This is a genomic window from Streptomyces asiaticus (genome assembly GCF_018138715.1).
Lineage (GTDB): Bacteria > Actinomycetota > Actinomycetes > Streptomycetales > Streptomycetaceae > Streptomyces > Streptomyces asiaticus.
The window spans coordinates 114,020-129,950 of the sequence record NZ_JAGSHX010000001.1; the positions used below are offsets into that span (position 1 = coordinate 114,020).

General features: G+C 72.5%; 14 protein-coding genes. 6 read left to right on the plus strand and 8 right to left on the minus strand.

The genetic code is table 11. The features are described 5' to 3' along the window. Positions 1-242: 242 nt before the first annotated feature. Complete coding sequence (locus KHP12_RS00445; protein ID WP_210608718.1) at positions 243-1,532, minus strand: SWIM zinc finger family protein; 1,290 nt, start codon at positions 1,530-1,532, stop codon at positions 243-245. Continuing rightward, entirely contained in the window at positions 1,529-4,492 is a 2,964-nt protein-coding gene (locus KHP12_RS00450) for an SCO1167/SCO6262 family helicase (protein ID WP_210608717.1), read from the minus strand. Before KHP12_RS00450 ends, KHP12_RS00445 begins: the two co-directional genes overlap by 4 nt. A 141-nt stretch (positions 4,493-4,633) precedes the next feature. On the opposite strand from KHP12_RS00450, the gene KHP12_RS00455 reads away from it, so the two are divergent. Further along, complete coding sequence (locus tag KHP12_RS00455) at positions 4,634-4,816, plus strand: tail-anchor membrane protein (RefSeq protein WP_037957219.1); 183 nt, start codon at positions 4,634-4,636, stop codon at positions 4,814-4,816. A gap of 308 nt (positions 4,817-5,124) precedes the next feature. Here the strand turns inward: KHP12_RS00455 and KHP12_RS00460 are convergent, their stop codons facing one another. The 3 genes from KHP12_RS00460 to KHP12_RS00470 form a co-directional block, all read right to left on the minus strand. Then, the gene (locus KHP12_RS00460) at positions 5,125-5,916 is read right to left on the minus strand and encodes a hypothetical protein (protein ID WP_037957222.1); all 792 of its coding nucleotides are present in this window, start codon (positions 5,914-5,916) and stop codon (positions 5,125-5,127) included. Between the two features lie 99 nt (positions 5,917-6,015). Next, complete coding sequence (locus KHP12_RS00465) at positions 6,016-6,555, minus strand: PadR family transcriptional regulator (RefSeq protein WP_037957324.1); 540 nt, start codon at positions 6,553-6,555, stop codon at positions 6,016-6,018. Between the two features lie 214 nt (positions 6,556-6,769). Next, on the minus strand, positions 6,770-7,390 hold the full coding sequence (locus KHP12_RS00470) for a class I SAM-dependent methyltransferase (RefSeq protein ID WP_211831216.1): 621 nt from the start codon (positions 7,388-7,390) through the stop codon (positions 6,770-6,772). A gap of 242 nt (positions 7,391-7,632) precedes the next feature. Between KHP12_RS00470 and KHP12_RS00475 the strand changes: the two genes are divergently transcribed. Continuing rightward, a complete protein-coding gene (locus KHP12_RS00475) occupies positions 7,633-8,154 on the plus strand; it encodes a roadblock/LC7 domain-containing protein (protein WP_211831217.1) in 522 nt (173 codons plus the stop codon). Beyond that, positions 8,123-9,316 carry a zinc-dependent alcohol dehydrogenase gene (locus tag KHP12_RS00480; protein WP_037957230.1) on the plus strand — a complete coding sequence of 398 codons (1,194 nt, stop codon included), beginning with the start codon at positions 8,123-8,125 and terminating at the stop codon, positions 9,314-9,316. Before KHP12_RS00475 ends, KHP12_RS00480 begins: the two co-directional genes overlap by 32 nt. Before the next feature lie 53 nt (positions 9,317-9,369). Here the strand turns inward: KHP12_RS00480 and KHP12_RS00485 are convergent, their stop codons facing one another. Beyond that, on the minus strand, positions 9,370-9,798 hold the full coding sequence (locus KHP12_RS00485; protein WP_086885039.1) for a PPOX class F420-dependent oxidoreductase: 429 nt from the start codon (positions 9,796-9,798) through the stop codon (positions 9,370-9,372). Between the two features lie 119 nt (positions 9,799-9,917). Between KHP12_RS00485 and KHP12_RS00490 the strand changes: the two genes are divergently transcribed. After that, positions 9,918-10,322: a roadblock/LC7 domain-containing protein gene (locus tag KHP12_RS00490; protein WP_020865999.1), complete on the plus strand. Its 405-nt coding sequence runs from the start codon at positions 9,918-9,920 to the stop codon at positions 10,320-10,322. Between the two features lie 98 nt (positions 10,323-10,420). Next, positions 10,421-11,578 (plus strand): DUF6397 family protein, encoded by a 1,158-nt coding sequence (locus KHP12_RS00495; RefSeq protein ID WP_211831218.1) that lies wholly within the window; start codon positions 10,421-10,423, stop codon positions 11,576-11,578. Here KHP12_RS00495 and KHP12_RS00500 read toward each other — a convergent pair. Further along, positions 11,485-12,375, minus strand: coding sequence for an acyl-CoA thioesterase (locus KHP12_RS00500; protein WP_211831219.1), 891 nt, complete (start codon positions 12,373-12,375; stop codon positions 11,485-11,487). The two genes, KHP12_RS00495 and KHP12_RS00500, sit on opposite strands and share 94 nt — an antisense overlap. A gap of 61 nt (positions 12,376-12,436) precedes the next feature. Next, positions 12,437-14,965: a DEAD/DEAH box helicase gene (locus KHP12_RS00505; protein WP_086885041.1), complete on the minus strand. Its 2,529-nt coding sequence runs from the start codon at positions 14,963-14,965 to the stop codon at positions 12,437-12,439. Positions 14,966-15,101: 136 nt separating this feature from the next. Between KHP12_RS00505 and KHP12_RS00510 the strand changes: the two genes are divergently transcribed. Beyond that, positions 15,102-15,893 carry a metal-dependent hydrolase gene (locus KHP12_RS00510; RefSeq protein WP_037957242.1) on the plus strand — a complete coding sequence of 264 codons (792 nt, stop codon included), beginning with the start codon at positions 15,102-15,104 and terminating at the stop codon, positions 15,891-15,893. Positions 15,894-15,931: the final 38 nt, after the last annotated feature.

Here is a 15,931-nt window from a genome sequence, read left to right on the forward strand (position 1 = left end):
CGTACGGGCTGGCCCGCGAGGCGTATTCGGCCGCCCCGCGAGCCGGGGCGACGGCCCGGACCTCACCCCTTCCGTACGGGCAGCCGGGCCCGCTACTTCCCTGAGGCCGGGCCTCGTGCCTTCCTTACCACCGGCAGCACCATCGGGATCGGGCGAACCTCCTGTGTGGCCCGAGGCCCGAGGCCCGAGGCCCGGTACCGGTGGCGGAGGGATACCGCCACCGGTACCGGCCGTGCGCCGCGTCAGCCGTCGGAGCCGGGCATGGCCAGCGCCGCCGCCGGATCGAGTCCGGCCGGGCCCGCGGGCCACCAGCGGCCGCGCTCCCTGCGGTACGGCCACCAGCGGCCGTCGTGTCCGTAGCGCACCTGGAGATCGGCGCCCACCACCGTCCAGCGGTTCGTCACGGCGCGCAGCCGGGGCGCCCGCTCGTCCCCCTCCCAAGCCGTCGCGAGCTGGGCGCGGGCCCGCGCGAGGGCCTCCGCGTCCGGCGTCCACTCCTCCTCCAGCACGGTGAGCGCTGCGGCCCCGCCGTGCTCCCAGGCGCGGACGGCCCGCGCCAGATCGGTGCGGTCGCGCCCGCAGCCGACCGCGAGCCGGGCGGCGATCGGGGCCGGGGGACCGGCGGCGGTCAGCCGCACCGTGTCCTCCCACACCGTCAGCGCGGCCGGGACCGGGGCGGTGGCGTGGGCGGGTGCGAGCGCCTCGGCCAGCAGCCGCTGGGCGCGTACGGCGGCGTCCGCCGCCAGGAACTCCAGCGCGGCCACGTCCAGCCCCTCGGCCGGCTCCGTGCCGCCCGCCAGCGCCGGAGGGCGGCCGGGCGCGGCGACGGCGGGCGGGGGCTCGGGCAGCGGGGGCGGCCCGGGGGCGGCGAACGCCTCCCGGGCCGGTACGCCCTCCGGGGCCGGGGGAGCGGCCGGCGGAGCGGCGTCCTCCGCCACCCGTGGAAGGTGCCGGGCGGCCCGCGCCGCGCTGCGCACCTGGAGCTCGTCCAGCAGCTCCCGCTCCCCGCGTCCGCGCATCAGGAGCAGCACATACGGATCCTCGTCCAGCAGCCGGGCGAGCTGGTAGCACAGCGCCGCGGTGTGCGGGCAGTGGTCCCACGCCTCGCAGCCGCACTCCGGTTCCAGATCGCCTATCCCCGGCAGCAGTTCGACGCCCACGGCCGCCGCGTCCTCGGCCAGCTGCGGGGGCATGTCGCGGTCCAGCAGGGCGGCTATATGGCCGGAGCGGTCCGCGACCACCTCCAGCAGCCGGTCCCATTCCGCGCCGGTGAACTCCCGCAGCAGTACATCGGACCGGTAAGGCGTGCGGTCGCGGTCCCGCACCACGGCGGTGACCCGGCCGGGGCGTACGCAGACCGCGCCGACCGCTCCCTCGCGCGCCTGCTTGCGGCCGCGCCTCAGCTGCTCGCCGTCCAGCGCCGTGTCCTCCAGGGCCTTCAGCCACGCCTGCCCCCACCAGGTGCGGGCGAAGCCGCGGCCACGGGCGGGCGGCAGTGCGGCGAAGGTGCGCTCGGACTCGGTACCGCTCATCGTTCGGCCCCCCTCAGCTCCACGAGCTCCGCCAGCTCGGAGTCGGTCAGTTCGGTCAGCGCGCCCTCGCCGGAGCCGAGCACGGCGTTCGCCAGCTCCCGCTTGCGCGTCAGCATCGCGGCGATGCGGTCCTCCACGGTCCCCTCCGCGATGATGCGGTGGACCTGCACCGGCTGGGTCTGGCCGATGCGGTACGCGCGGTCGGTGGCCTGCGCCTCGACGGCCGGGTTCCACCAGCGGTCGTAGTGCACGACATGCCCGGCCCGGGTGAGGTTGAGCCCCGTGCCCGCCGCCTTCAGCGACAGCAGGAACACCGGGACCTCGCCGTCCTGGAAGCGCCGCACCATCTCCTCGCGCCGCGCCACCGGCGTACCGCCGTGCAGCAGCTGGGCCGGCACTCCGCGCGCCGCCAGGTGGCCCTCGAGGATGCGCGCCATCTGGACGAACTGGGTGAAGACCAGGACGCTCGCGCCCTCGGCCAGGATGGTGTCCAGCAGCTCGTCGAGCAGCTCCAGCTTGCCGGAGCGCCCGGGGACCACCGGCCGGTCCTCCTTCAGATACTGCGCGGGGTGATTGCAGATCTGCTTCAGACCGGTGAGGAGCTTGACGATGAGCCCGCGCCGGACGAGGCCGCCGGTGCCGGAGATCTCGGCGAGGATCTCGCGCACCACCGCCTCGTAGAGCCCGGCCTGCTCCTTGGTGAGCGCGACGGCCCGGTCCGTCTCCGTCTTGGGCGGCAGCTCGGGGGCGATACCGGGGTCGGACTTGCGGCGCCTGAGCAGGAAGGGGCGGACCAGTTTCGCCAGCCGCGCGGCGGCCTCGGGGTCGCTTCCGCTCTCCACGGCCTGGGCGTAGCGCCTGCGGAACGCGCCATGGGTGCCCAGCACGCCCGGCGTCGTCCAGTCGAGGATCGCCCACAGCTCGGAGAGGTTGTTCTCGATGGGGGTTCCGGAGAGCGCCACGCGGGCCTTCGCGCCGATGGTGCGCAGCTGCCGCGCCGTCGCCGAGAACGGGTTCTTCACATGCTGCGCCTCGTCCGCGACCACCATGCCCCACGGCCCGGCCTCGGCCAGCCGCTGGGCGTCGAGCCGCATCGTGCCATAGGTGGTGAGGACGAACTCGCCGTCGTCAAGGCCGTCCAGGCTGCGCGCGGAGCCGTGGTAGCGGCGCACCGGGGTGCCCGGCGCGAATCGCTCGATCTCGCGCCGCCAGTTGCCCATCAGCGAGGTGGGACAGACCACCAGCGTGGGCCCGGAGGCTTCGGGGATGTCCATACGGTGCAGATGGAGGGCGATCAGGGTGATGGTCTTGCCGAGCCCCATGTCGTCGGCGAGACAGCCGCCGAGGCCGATCGAAGTCATCCGGACCAGCCAGTCCAGGCCGCGCAGCTGGTAGTCGCGCAGTGTGGCGGCCAGGGCGGAGGGCTGGGACACGGACGCCCGCTGGGCACCGGCGGTCCCCTCGGGGTCGGCGAGGTGGTCCCTCAGGGCCTCCAGCCAGCCGGTGGCCCGCACCTCCACGTCGGCGCCGTCGGCCTCCGTGCGACCGGTAAGGACGGCACCGAGGGCGTCGGCGGGGGTGAGCTTGCGGTCCTGCCGGTCCCGGACGCGGCGCGCCGCCTCGGGGTCGAGGAGGACCCATTGGTCGCGTAGCCGTACCACCGGCCGGCTGGCCTCGGCGAGGCCGTCGAGCTCGGCGCGGGTGAGCTCCTGGTCGCCCACGGCGAACCGCCAGCTGAACCGCAGCAGCGCGTCGGCGGAGAGGAAGGCGGGGAACCGGGGCCCGGCGTCGTCAGGAGCCTCGTCGTCGCCGTCCGGGCCGATGACGGCGCGGGCGGTGAGCCCGCGGGCCAGCTCCCTGGGCCAGTGCACCTGGACCCCGGCGGCGTCCAGCGCCCCGGCAGCCGGGCCGAGCAGCTCGGTGACCTCTTCGTCGGCGAGGTCGAGTGCGTCGGGCACGGCCGCCGACAGCAGCGGGGTGAGCGGCGCCCAGGCGCGGGCCGCGCGCCGCAGGGTCAGCAGGGCGTCCATACGGGCGCGCGGACCGAGGGCCGGGGTGATGGGCGAGGTGCCCGCCCAGACCTCGGCGGCGTCCGCGACCAGCGCCGGATCGGTGAGGCTGTGCAGCTGGAGGACGGCGCGGAAGTGTGGCCCGTCCGCCTTACCGTTCCCACCGACGCCGTGCAGCAGCTCGATACGGATCGAGAGCCGCACCCCCGCGTCGTGCCCGGCGGCCACGTCGGCGGCCCAGGCACGCTGTTCGGGCAGCCGCCGTGGTGCCGGGGCGGCGAAGGCGGGGCCGCCCGCGGCCAGCGCCGCCGCGGGCGAGCGCGGCAGCCCGTCCGCCACCGCGTCCAGGAATGCCCGCAGATGCCGCTCGGGCTCGGGCAGCAGCACCGGGCCGGAGACGGGCAGCGGCGTCGCGTGCGCGGTGGGCGGCATGGCGGCGGCCAGCTCGCGCACCCGCGCCAGATCGTCGGGGGTGAGCGGGCCGACGCGCCAGGCGTCGTGGTCGGTGGCGCTGAGCCCGGGCAGCAGCCTTCCGCGGGCCGCGAGTTGGAGGGCGAGTACGGCAGCGGCGCCCCAGAAGGCCGTGGCGGGGTCGCACTGCCCCGGAGCGGCCTGCGCGGCCCGCGCCCGGGCCCGGGTGAGCACCGGCAGTGCCTCGCCCAGGGGCAGCACGAGCGCCCTTACGGTGCGCGTCCGGACGTCGAGGCCGGTGGGGCCGGGGTGGGTCGGGTCGTCATGGGGACCGTCATCGGCGCCGTCCACCGGGACGACGACCGTCAGCTCCTCGGCGGAGCCGATGGCGGAGTCGGTGGCGGGGCCGGAAGGAGGCGTGCCGTCCGGCCGCCAGAAGGCCATCCGGCCGGTGCGTGCCGGGTCACCGGGAAGGAAAACGGCGGTGCGGCGGGAGAGTTCGGCGATGTCGGAGGGTGTTGCCGCGGAGGGTGGTGTCACAGCGCTGAGCGTTCCTCAAATTTGACTAGTCGAGCCCGGCCGCCCGAGGGTACAGGATCACGGCGCGGGGAGGAACCGGGCGCCGTCGGTGTCCGTTGTGTGGAGTGAGTGCGGCTATGGGCCGTGAAGGAGGCGGGTGACATGTCCACACGCGCGAAGGTTGCCACCGGTGGTGTGGTGGCAGGTGTGATCCTGCTCTGGGTGTTGCCCCTCTGGGCGGCGCTGCTGGTGATCGTGGGAGTGCCGGCGGCGGCCTATCTGCTGCTGGACCCCTCCCAGCGCCGCAGGCTGAACAGGGTCACCCGTAAGCAGCTGGGCCGCTGAAGCGGCCGGGCCGCCGAGCGCGGCCGCGCAAGGCGGTCGGCTGGGCCAGGGGCCGTGGGCGGAGCGCACCCGGGAGTGACCGTGCAGTACCGATCGCGGACCGCCCGCGACCCCGATCCGGGCCCGGCCGGCCGGGGGAGCGGCCATGCCCCCTGGGGGCTCCGCTGAGGCCCGGTGCGGCGTCCCGGCCCGGACGGAGAGGGCCGCAGCGACCGTAAGGGTGCGCGGTCACGAGGGTCGGCGTGCCTGACCGACCCCGTACGGCGCCCTTGAGCGACCCCGTACGGGAGGGGCAGGGCGTCGAGCTCTCAGTGCGGCCGTACGGCCAGCTTGTCCAGAGCCGTCAGCAGCCCCGGCAGCTCGGGACCGCGGCCGACCGGCAGCACCTCGCCCGGTGCGTCGTCCAGCAGCACGAACGCGATGTCGTCGGTCCGCGCCACCATGCTCCAGCCCGGCCCGTCGGCCCGGAGCGTCCGCGCGTCACCGGAGGCGAACGCCGAGCGGATCCGCCCCAGCGGCGGGGGCGAGTCCAGATAGCCGCGCGCCTCCTCGAGCACCCGCCGCACGCCCCCGTGCGGCTTCTCGCCCGGAGAAACGAACGTCACATCGCTGTCGACCTGCTCACGCCAGATCGCCCACTGGAGCGCGATCTCATCGGCCCCCAGCCGCCGCTGGGCCGGGCCCCACCGCTCGGAGTCCGGCGGCGACAGCGGCGCCCGGGAGACGTCTTCCCCGGGGCCGGGCGCGGGATCATGAGGAGCCGGTACGCCCGGGGCGGCCACGGCCACCGCGAGCGGCCAGCCGGGAAGCGAGGCGACCACCGTACGGTCTTCGATGGCCAGGGCGTACTCCATACCGCAGTCCCAGGTCGCGATGGCGATGGCCACGAGCGACACATCGTCGGTGACCACCGTCCAGCGGGCGCCGCCGCCGTCCTGCCCCAGCACCAGTCCGTAGCCGGTGTCGTACGGCTCCAGCCCGAGCGCGGCACATGCCTCGGGATAGTCGTCGCCGAGCACGCTCGGGAATTGAGCGGGTGTCAGCAGTACCGCGGTCAGCACATACAGCGCCTCGTCGCGTGACTCCTCCGTGGCGGGCACGACAGCCTCCTCTTGCGCATGCGGATCCGATGAGCGATCCGTCGTCGCGCACCTTAACCACCCAGTAGCCACGGAGTCGAGACATCGGGAGGCGGTCGGTCATCGGTCGTCGGTCGCCGCCCGGAGCGTGTCCAGTGTGCGCCGCAGCCAGGACAGTTCGGCCTGGCTGGTGGCCCGGGCGATGGTGAGAATGCCGCGCCGGAAGGGATCCTCGACCTCTTCGGCCCGCAACGGACGGCCGCCCTCGTAGAAGAAGCTCGACGGCTGCCGCAGAAAGGCCATCCGGCGCTCCAGCACCTCCGCCTGGGCCGGCGGGTCGTCGAGGTGGCGCAGGAACGCCAGCACGGTGAACCAGCGGTTCTCGTCGGTGATGTCGACGTCCGCCGGATGCGCGAGACGGCGGCGCAGCTCCGTCTGCCCCTCGGCGGTCAGCGTGAGCACGTGCCGGGGCGCGGCCCCCGCGCCCGGCTGGGTCCGCCGGGCCAGCAGACCGGCCTTCTCCAGCCGCTTGATCGCCGGGTAGAGGGTGGACTCGGCCACGGGTTTCCCATGTCCGGTCAGCGCGGCGATGCGCTTGCGCAACTCATAGCCGTGCAGCGGGGCGTCGTGGAGGAAGCCCAGGATGGCGAGTTCGAGCATGGCCGCATTGTGCCGCATGACCGCTGTACCTCGTAAGCGCAATACATCGCTCCCGATGTATTACCGGTGTCCGGTGCGATCCTGACGGTCCGCACTCGGACCCGGAGCGGGGCACAACGTGATGTTCGACAACGCCCCCGGGGTCGCGGCGGCGGTCGCGGGTCGGCCCTGAGCGGTCCGCTCGGGCCGGCCGTTCGGCCGGCCGGACCGGTCCTCAGCCGGCTTCGCGGACGGCGAGTGCCAGAAAGCGTGTGTCCTCGTCGGTGTACGACTCCAGCCGCCATCCGGAGCCCGCCAGCAACGGCCGCAGCTGGGGCTCCGCCCGCAGGTCGTCGGGGGTGAGAGCGCGGCCGTGGCGGGCGGCGAGAGCGGCCCGCCCCACCGGATGGAACAGCGCGAGTCGCCCGCCGGGGCGCACCACCCGGGCCAGTTCGCGCAGGTTCTCGCGGGGGTCGGAGAGATGGGAGATCAGCCCGGCGGCGAACACCGCGTCCAGGCAGCCGTCGCGCAGCGGCAGCCGTGCCACATCGGCGAGGGCGAGGCCCGCGAAGCCGTCCCGGCCCTCGCGCAGGGCGGCGTCCAGCATGGCGGGCGTGAGGTCCACGCCGAGAACGGTCCCCTCGGGGCCGGCCGCGGCGCGCAGCGCGGGCAGCGCACGCCCCGTTCCGCACCCCGCGTCGAGTACCGCGTCCCCGGGGCGGAGCCCGAGGTCGGCGACGGCGGCCGCGTATGCGGGGCCGTCGCCCGGGAAGCGGCGGTCCCAGTCGGCCGCCCTGGGGGTGAAGAAGTCCCGTACGTCGGCCGCACTGTTTCCACGGGAGGACTCATGTGGCACGGAAACTCCTCGGGACACCTTGGATACGACGGTGAAGCACTGCGCTGGGCAAGCAGCCTACGCCCGCTTTGAGTGCAGATTCGGACGCTCATCGATCGCTCTGGCATCTGACTCTGTCAATTTTCAACAGGTTCCGAAATGCGCCCTCAATGTGCGCCCCCGCCGGGTCTAGCGTCCCTGGCTCAGGGGGGACACCTGGAGCGCCGCCCGGCGCGGCGCATCCCGACCGAGGGAGACCGCCCATGACCAAGCCGCGCAGCACCGCCGCACGCTCCATGGCCGATCTCGACCGGATCCTGAACGATCTGGTGGCCGGGGCCCTAGGCGTACGCCATGCCGTGGTGCTCTCCCGGGACGGGGCGACCGTCAGCGCGTCCGGTGGGCTCTCCCGCCATGAGGCCGAGCACCTGGCCACCGTCGCCTCCGGATTCCACGGCATCGCCGCGAGCGCCGGGCGCCGGGGGCGCGGCGGCCCGTCCCGGCGGACGATGATTGAGATGGCGGCGGGCACCCTCTTCGTCGCGGTGCTGGCCGATGGCGCGTGCCTGGCCGTGCTGGGCACCGCGGGCGCCGAGCCGGCCGCGATCGCCGAGGAGACGGCCCGGCTCGTGGACCTGGTTGACCGGCGGCGGCGCCGCCCATGGTCCCGTCGGCGGTTCGGCCGGATGCGCCGGGGTACCCGCAACGGCCCTCGGAAGATCATTCCGACGACTACGGCGAAGGGATGCGGTGATGCGAGCAGTGACCTGGCAGGGCCGACATGATGTGCGGGTCGAGACGGTCCCCGATCCCATCCTCAAGGAGCCGACGGACGCGATCGTCCGGATCACCACCACGGGGCTGTGCGGGTCCGATCTGCATCTGTACGAGGTGCTCACGCCATTCATGACCCCCGGCGACATCCTCGGCCACGAGCCGATGGGCATCGTGGAGGAGACCGGCCCGGAGGTGACGCACATCAAGCCCGGCGACCGCGTGGTGGTCCCGTTCCAGATCGCCTGCGGGCACTGCTGGATGTGCCGCTCCGGTCTGCCGACGCAGTGCGAGACCACTCAGGTCGCCGAGCACGGCATGGGGGCGGAGCTCTTCGGCTACACCAAGCTCTACGGCGCGGTGGCCGGCGGCCAGGCGGAGTATCTGAGGGTGCCGCAGGCCCAGTACGGCCCGATCAAGGTGCCCGAAGGAGTCCACGACGACCGCTTCGTCTATCTGTCCGACGTACTGCCCACGGCATGGCAGGCGGTCGAGTACGCGGAGGTGCCGCGCGGCGGCACGCTCGCGGTCCTGGGGCTGGGGCCCATCGGACTCATGGCCTGCCGGGTGGCGAAGGTCCAGGGGCTGGCCGACCGGGTCATCGGCGTGGACCTTGTCCCCGAACGGCTGCGCCGGGCGCGCGCCGACGGCGTCGAGGTCCATGACCTCAATGACTTCTCCCGCCAGGAGGACCTGGTCGAGGCCGTCCTCTCGACCACCGGCGGCCGTGGACCGGACGCGGTCATCGACGCGGTGGGCACGGAGGCCCACGGCAGCCCGCTGGGCCGGACCGCCCAGCGGGCCACGGGTCTGCTGCCACGGGAATGGGCCGCCAAGCTCACGGAGAAGGCCGGGGTCGACCGGCTGGCGGCGCTGCGGCTGGCCATCGCGCTGGTGCGGCGCGGCGGAACGATCTCCCTCAGCGGGGTCTACGGCGGGATGGCCGATCCGCTGCCGCTGATGACCATGTTCGACAAGCAGATCCAGCTGCGGATGGGCCAGGCGAACGTGCGGCGCTGGGCCGACGACATCTTCCCGCTGCTCACGGACGACGACCCGTTGGGTGTCGACGGGTTCGCCACCCACCGTGTGCCGCTGGAGGAGGCACCTCAGGCCTATGAGATGTTCCAGCGCAAGGAGGACGGTGCGATAAAGGTCCTCATGCGCCCGTAAACGTCGGATGGGCGGAGGTGCGTCATGAAGGGATGGATTTCGGTCGAATCTCGCTACTCGGCGACTCCGGAGAGCGCGAGCACCTTGTCGATGCGCACCCTGACCAGCAGCTCGCCCGGCACGCCGTTGCGGGCGCCGTACTCCTCGGCCCGGTCCTCGCCCATGTAGCGGGCGGCGATCCGGGTGGCCCAGTCGCGGACCTGACCCAGATCGTCGATCAGCTCCGCGCGTCCCCGCAGGGTGACGAAGGCGAACGGCGGCCTGTCGTCGTCCACGCAGATGCTGAGTCGGCCGTCCCGGGCCAAGTTGCGTCCCTTGACCGTCTCCTGACCTGTGTTGAAGACGAGGTCGTCACCGTCGAGCAGGAACCACACGGGCGCGAGGTGCGGACTTCCGTCGGCCCGCACGGTCGCCAGCTTCGCGGTGCGGGTGCCCTCCGTGACGAACTTCTGCCACTGATCCTTGGTCATGTTCTGAGCCATGTCCCCATCCTGCGTCAATCAGCGCACAAGTGTGGGGTGCCGGGCGGGGCGGGTTGCCCAGACGGCGGCAGTGAGAAAGGCTGGCACGCAGCTGAAGGGGAATCGGGGAGGAAGCCGATATGGCAGTGAACAAGGGACTCGACTGGTTACTGGACGACCTGACCGAGCGGATCGCCGAGATACGGCACGCGCTGGTGCTGTCCAACGACGGGCTGGTGACGGGGGCGAGTTCCACGCTGGTGCGCCAGGACGCCGAACACCTGGCCGCGGTGGCGTCCGGGCTGCACAGCCTCGCCAAGGGGTCCGGGCATCACTTCCGGACGGGCCGGGTGCGGCAGACGATGGTCGAGTTCGACGAGGGCGTCCTCTTCGTCACGGCGGCGGGAGACGGCAGCTGTCTGTGCGTGCTCACCGGGCCGGACGCGGATGTGGGGCAGGTCGCCTACGAGATGGCGCTGCTGGTCAACCGGGTGGGGGAGCACCTGGGAGTCGAGGCCAGGCAGGAGAGCGGCGCGCCCAGCTGATGCCGCGCGGAAGTTATCCACAGGCCTGACCGGGCATCTTGCTTCGCGGCTATCGTCGTCACTGTCAGTGATTGAGGCAGTGCGGGGGAGGATGTCGCATGGCAGTGCGGGTGGAGCAGGAGTCGCGGGAGAGCCAGGGGCCGTGGAGCCCGGAGTGGCTCGGCGAGCCGAGCGTACCGGGACGGGCGAGCGGGCCGGGAGACCCTGGCGGGCCTGCGGGGCCTGGCGGATCGGGCGAGAGCGTCGGGTTCGGCGCGGCGGCCCGGGCGCTGGGGCTCAACACGCGGGAGTTCGAGCTGGCCGTTCAGCTGGGGGAAGTGCGCACCGTCACCACCGGTCTGGGCCGGCGGGTGGCGTGCGAGGAGTTGAGGCGGGTGACCGCCGCCGAGGGCTTCCCGGAAGCGCTCATCGCCCGTCTCCGCGTGGTCGGCACCGCGGAGAGCGCGGAGCTGCTCGGCATTACCCAGGGGCGGCTGACCCGCCTCGCGCGCGGGGGTTTCTTCGCCCCGGTCCGGTTCTATGTCAATCGCTATCGGGCTGTCGTATGGCTCTATCTGGCGTCGGATCTGACCGAGTTCGCCGTCAGGCAGCCGGAGTTGCTGAGCGGCCGCACCCCGCCGGGGCTGAGCGCCGCATTGGCCGCGGGGGAGGACTGGCGGGCCGCCAAATGGCGCAGCCGCAGAATCGGCCAGCTGCTCGCCCAGACCGAGGACCCCTGGGAGCGGGCCGCGGTGCTGGCCTCGGTGCTGGGCTCCGTCGAGCTGGCCTCGGCCGTGGCCGATCCGTATGAGCGGGCCCATCTGCGGGAGCTCCGCCCCGCACTCGTCCGGATGCGCCCCGACGCGGGCGCGGTCCGGGATGTCATCGACAAGGTGGTCACGGCGGACGACCCACGGGAGATCCGGCGCTATCGGGCCGCCCTCGCCTCGTCATTGGACGATGCCCGCCTGGCCCGGTCCGCGCCACGCCCGGACGCCGGGCCGGAGCCGGCGCTCGGAGACCGCACCCCGGTTCCGGGCCGCCCGCGGAGCCTGTGGCAGAAGCTGATCGGCACGATGAGACACGGTGCGGCACAGCCCTGTGGGGCACACCACGGCGCGGCACACCACGGCGCGGCACACCACGGCGGGGCACACCACGGTGGGGCACACCACGGTGGGGCTCAGCCGTCGTCCGCGGCGCCTTCGGCGGGCCGCAGCGGGCGGAACAACCCCTCTTGCACCACGGACACCAGGAGCCGACCCGCACGGTCGTAGATCCGGCCGCGCGCCAGTCCCCGGCCGCCCGTGGCCACGGGCGACTCCTGCTCGTAGAGAAACCACTCATCGGTGCGGAACGGCCGGTGGAACCACATGGCGTGATCCAGCGAGGCCATGTCGAAGCCCCGTGGGCCCCAGAGCGGCTCGACCGGCACCCGCACCGCGTCCAGCAGCATCATGTCGCTCGCATAGGTGAGCGCACAGGTGTGCACCAGCGGGTCGTCCCCGAGCGCCCCCACCGCGCGCATCCATACGGCGCTGCGCGGTTCCACGCCCTTGAGCTCCTCGTCCGTCCAGCGCAGCCGCTCCACATAGCGGATGTCGAAGGGCTGCCGGCGCTCCATACGGGCGAACGCCTCGGGGAGCGTGCCCAGATGGGCGCGGACCTCGTCGGCGAGGGTCGGCAGACCCTCCGGCCCGGGCACATCCGGCATCGGCAGTTGCTGCTCGATACCCGGCTCAGGAGAATGAAAGGAGGCCGTCAGATTGAAGATCGTGCGACCCTGCTGGATGGCGACGACCCGGCGGGTGGTGAAGGAGCGCCCGTCCCGGATCCGCTCCACCTGGTACACGATGGGCACGCCCGGCCGACCCGGCCGCAGGAAGTACGCGTGCAGCGAGTGCACCGGACGCTGCCCGTCGGTGGTCCGCCCGGCGGCCACCAGCGCCTGGCCCGCCACCTGCCCGCCGAACACCCGCTGTAGCGACTCATCGGGGCTGCGGCCACGGAAGATGTCCAGCTCGATCCGTTCCAGATCGAGCAGATCGACCAGGCGCTCGGCGGGATTGGTCATCGCTGGTGCTCCTTCACTGAGGGGGCCGGGCCGCTCCCCGGCGTGGATCGCGTCCAGGAGGCTACAGTTGGCCCACGTCGGTGACCCGGACCACCGCCCGGCCCTCCTCGTCGGAGGCGGCGAGATCGACCTCCGCCGAGATGCCCCAGTCGTGGTCGCCGTTCGGGTCGTCGAAGGTCTGCCGCACCCGCCACAGACCGTGCTCGGGGTCCTCCTCGATCCGCAGCAGCTTCGGCCCGCGGGCCTGCGCTCCGGTGCCGAGCTCCTCGTACTCCTCCCAGTACCCGTCCATCGCCTCGGCCCAGGCGTCCTCGTCCCAGCCGGAGTCGGCGTCCATTTCCCCGAGCTCGGCGACTTTGTCCAGCGCGGCCAGCTCCACCCGGCGGAACATGGCGTTGCGCACCAGCACGCGGAAGGCGCGGGCGTTGGCGGTGACCGGCCTGACCTGGTCGGCGCGCTCCTGCGCCTCCTCCGCCGACTCCTCCTCCGGGTTGGCCAGCTGCTCCCACTCGTCCAGGAGGCTGGAGTCGACCTGCCGCACCATCTCGCCGAGCCAGGCGATGATGTCCTGGAAGTCATCGGACTTCAGATCGTCCGGCACGGTGTGGTCCAGGGCCTTGAAGGCACTGGCCAGGTAGCGCAGCACAATGCCCTCGGTCCGCGCCAGGTCGTAGAACGAGGTGAACTCGGTGAAGGTCATCGCCCGCTCGTACATGTCGCGGATCACCGACTTGGGCGAGAGCGGATGGTCGCCGACCCATGGATGGCTCTTGCGGTAGAGCCCGTACGCGTGGAAGAGCAATTCCTCCAGCGGCTTGGGGTAGGAGATGTCCTGGAGCCGCTCCATGCGCTCCTCGTACTCGACGCCGTCCGCCTTCATCGCGGCCACCGCCTCGCCGCGCGCCTTGTTCTGCTGCGCCGCCAGGATCTGCCGGGGGTCGTCCAGCGTCGACTCCACGACCGAGACCATGTCCAGGGCGTAGGAGGGCGATTCGGGGTCCAGCAACTCGAAGGCGGCCAGCGCGAAGGTGGACAGCGGCTGATTGAGCGCGAAGTCCTGCTGGAGATCCACCGTCAGCCGGACGATCGGGGCGCTCCCGTCCTCGCCGTCGGCGTCCCCGGGCTTCACCTGCTCGACCACCCCGCCGTCCAGCAGCGAGCGGTAGATCGCGATCGCCCGGCGGATGTGCCGCAGCTGGTTCTTGCGCGGCTCGTGGTTGTCCTCCAGCAGGCGGCGCATTCCCTCGAAGGCGTTGCCTGGACGGGCGATGACCGACAGCAGCATCGCATGGGTGACCCGGAACCGGGAGGTGAGCGGCTCGGGGTCGGAGGCGATGAGCTTCTCGAAGGTGTTCTGGCCCCAGTTGACGAAGCCCTCCGGCGCCTTCTTGCGGACCACCTTGCGGCGCTTCTTCGGATCGTCCCCGGCCTTCGCGAGCGCCTTCTCGTTCTCGACGACGTGCTCGGGAGCCTGGGCCACCACAAAGCCCGCGGTGTCGAAGCCGGCCCGTCCGGCCCGGCCCGCGATCTGGTGGAACTCCCGGGCCCGCAGCGTCCGCACCCGCTGACCGTCGTACTTTGTCAGCGCGGTGAACAGGACGGTGCGGATGGGCACATTGACGCCCACGCCCAGGGTGTCCGTACCGCAGATGACCTTGAGCAGCCCGGCCTGCGCCAGCTTCTCCACCAGCCGCCGGTACTTGGGCAGCATGCCCGCATGGTGCACGCCGATCCCGTGCCGGACGTAACGGGACAGGTTGCGGCCGAACTTGGTGGTGAACCGGAAATTGCCGATCAGCGAGGCGATCTCGTCCTTCTCGGCACGCGAGCACATATTGATGCTCATCAGCGCCTGGGCCCGCTCGACGGCCGCCGCCTGGGTGAAGTGCACGATGTAGACGGGCGCCTGCTGGGTCTCCAGCAGTTCGGTCAGCGTCTCGGTCAGCGGCGTCGTCCGGTACTCGTAGCTCAGCGGCACCGGCCGGGTCGCGGACCGCACGACCGCGGTGGGCCGCCCGGTGCGCCGGGTCAGATCCTCCTGGAACCGGCTCACATCACCGAGCGTCGCCGACATCAGGATGAACTGCGCCCTCGGCAGCTCCAGCAGCGGGATCTGCCACGCCCAGCCCCGGTCCGGCTCCGCATAGAAGTGGAACTCGTCCATCACCACCTGGCCGATATCGGCGTCCTTGCCGTCCCGCAGGGCGATGGACGCCAGCACCTCGGCCGTACAGCAGATGACCGGCGCGTCCGCGTTGACCGACGCGTCGCCGGTGAGCATCCCGACGTTCTCGGTGCCGAAGAGCTTGCACAGCTCGAAGAACTTCTCCGAGACCAGGGCCTTGATCGGTGCGGTGTAGAAGGTGACCTCGTCCCGGGCGAGGGCGGCGAAGTGGGCGCCCGCCGCCACCAGGCTCTTGCCCGAGCCAGTGGGGGTCGAGAGGATCACATTCGCCCCGGACACCACCTCGATCAGCGCTTCCTCCTGGGCGGGGTACAGCGAGATGCCCCGCTCCTCGACCCAGGTGGAGAACGCCTCGAAAAGTGCGTCGGGGTCGGCGTCGCTCGGCAGCTGATCGATAAGAGTCACGCACCTATACTGCCTGGTTTCCCCGTCGGGGCGGGAACCGGCTGTACGTGCGAAGATCGTCCGCCGCTAGGCTGTGCCGGGCCGAAGCAGTCAACTCCCGCTCGGAAGCGGGAAAGAACAGGGGCGGGGTACGACCATGATGGGACCGGCGCATTCGCTGTCCGGGGCGGCGGCCTGGCTGGGGGTGGGGGCGGCGGCCGCGGCGGCCGGCCACGCGATGCCCTGGCCGGTGCTGGTCGCCGGCGCGCTGATCTGCGCGGGAGCGGCGCTCGCCCCCGACCTCGACCACAAGGCGGCGACCATATCGCGCGCCTTCGGGCCCATCTCGAGGGCTCTGTGCGAGGTGATCGACAAGATCTCGTACTCCGTCTACAAGTCGACCAGAAAGGCGGGCGACCCGCGCCGCTCCGGCGGCCACCGCACCCTGACCCACACCTGGGTATGGGCGGTGCTGATCGGCGCCGGAGCCTCGGCGCTCGCGATGATCGGCGGTCGCTGGGCGGTGCTGGGCATCCTCTTCGTACACATGGTGCTGGCCGTCGAGGGTCTGCTGTGGCGGGCGGCGCGGGTCTCCAGCGATGTCCTGGTGTGGCTGCTCGGGGCGGCCAGTGCCTGGATCCTCGCCGATGTGCTGCACAAGCCCGGCAATGGCTCGGACTGGCTGTTCAGCGCACCTGGCCAGGAGTACCTCTGGCTGGGCCTGCCGATCGTGCTCGGCGCCCTGGTCCACGACATCGGGGACGCGCTCACCGTCTCCGGCTGCCCGATCCTGTGGCCCATCCCGATCGGCCGCAAGCGCTGGTACCCGATCGGTCCGCCGAAGGGGATGCGGTTCCGGGCCGGCAGCTGGGTCGAGCTGAAGGTGCTGATGCCGGTCTTCATGTTGCTCGGTGGCATGGGCGGGCTGGCCGCCCTCGGCGTGATCTGAACCCCGGCCGGGGCCGGAGCGGTCCCGGACCGGGCCGG

Coding starts and splice junctions, on each gene's coding strand:
- KHP12_RS00445 (WP_210608718.1), bottom strand. CDS start 1,532: ATGAGCGGTACCGAGTCCGAGCGCACCTTCGCCGCACTGCCGCCCGCC.
- KHP12_RS00455 (WP_037957219.1), top strand. CDS start 4,634: ATGTCCACACGCGCGAAGGTTGCCACCGGTGGTGTGGTGGCAGGTGTG.
- KHP12_RS00465 (WP_037957324.1), bottom strand. CDS start 6,555: ATGCTCGAACTCGCCATCCTGGGCTTCCTCCACGACGCCCCGCTGCAC.
- KHP12_RS00475 (WP_211831217.1), top strand. CDS start 7,633: ATGACCAAGCCGCGCAGCACCGCCGCACGCTCCATGGCCGATCTCGAC.
- KHP12_RS00480 (WP_037957230.1), top strand. CDS start 8,123: ATGCGAGCAGTGACCTGGCAGGGCCGACATGATGTGCGGGTCGAGACG.
- KHP12_RS00485 (WP_086885039.1), bottom strand. CDS start 9,798: ATGGCTCAGAACATGACCAAGGATCAGTGGCAGAAGTTCGTCACGGAG.
- KHP12_RS00490 (WP_020865999.1), top strand. CDS start 9,918: ATGGCAGTGAACAAGGGACTCGACTGGTTACTGGACGACCTGACCGAG.
- KHP12_RS00495 (WP_211831218.1), top strand. CDS start 10,421: ATGGCAGTGCGGGTGGAGCAGGAGTCGCGGGAGAGCCAGGGGCCGTGG.
- KHP12_RS00500 (WP_211831219.1), bottom strand. CDS start 12,375: ATGACCAATCCCGCCGAGCGCCTGGTCGATCTGCTCGATCTGGAACGG.
- KHP12_RS00510 (WP_037957242.1), top strand. CDS start 15,102: ATGATGGGACCGGCGCATTCGCTGTCCGGGGCGGCGGCCTGGCTGGGG.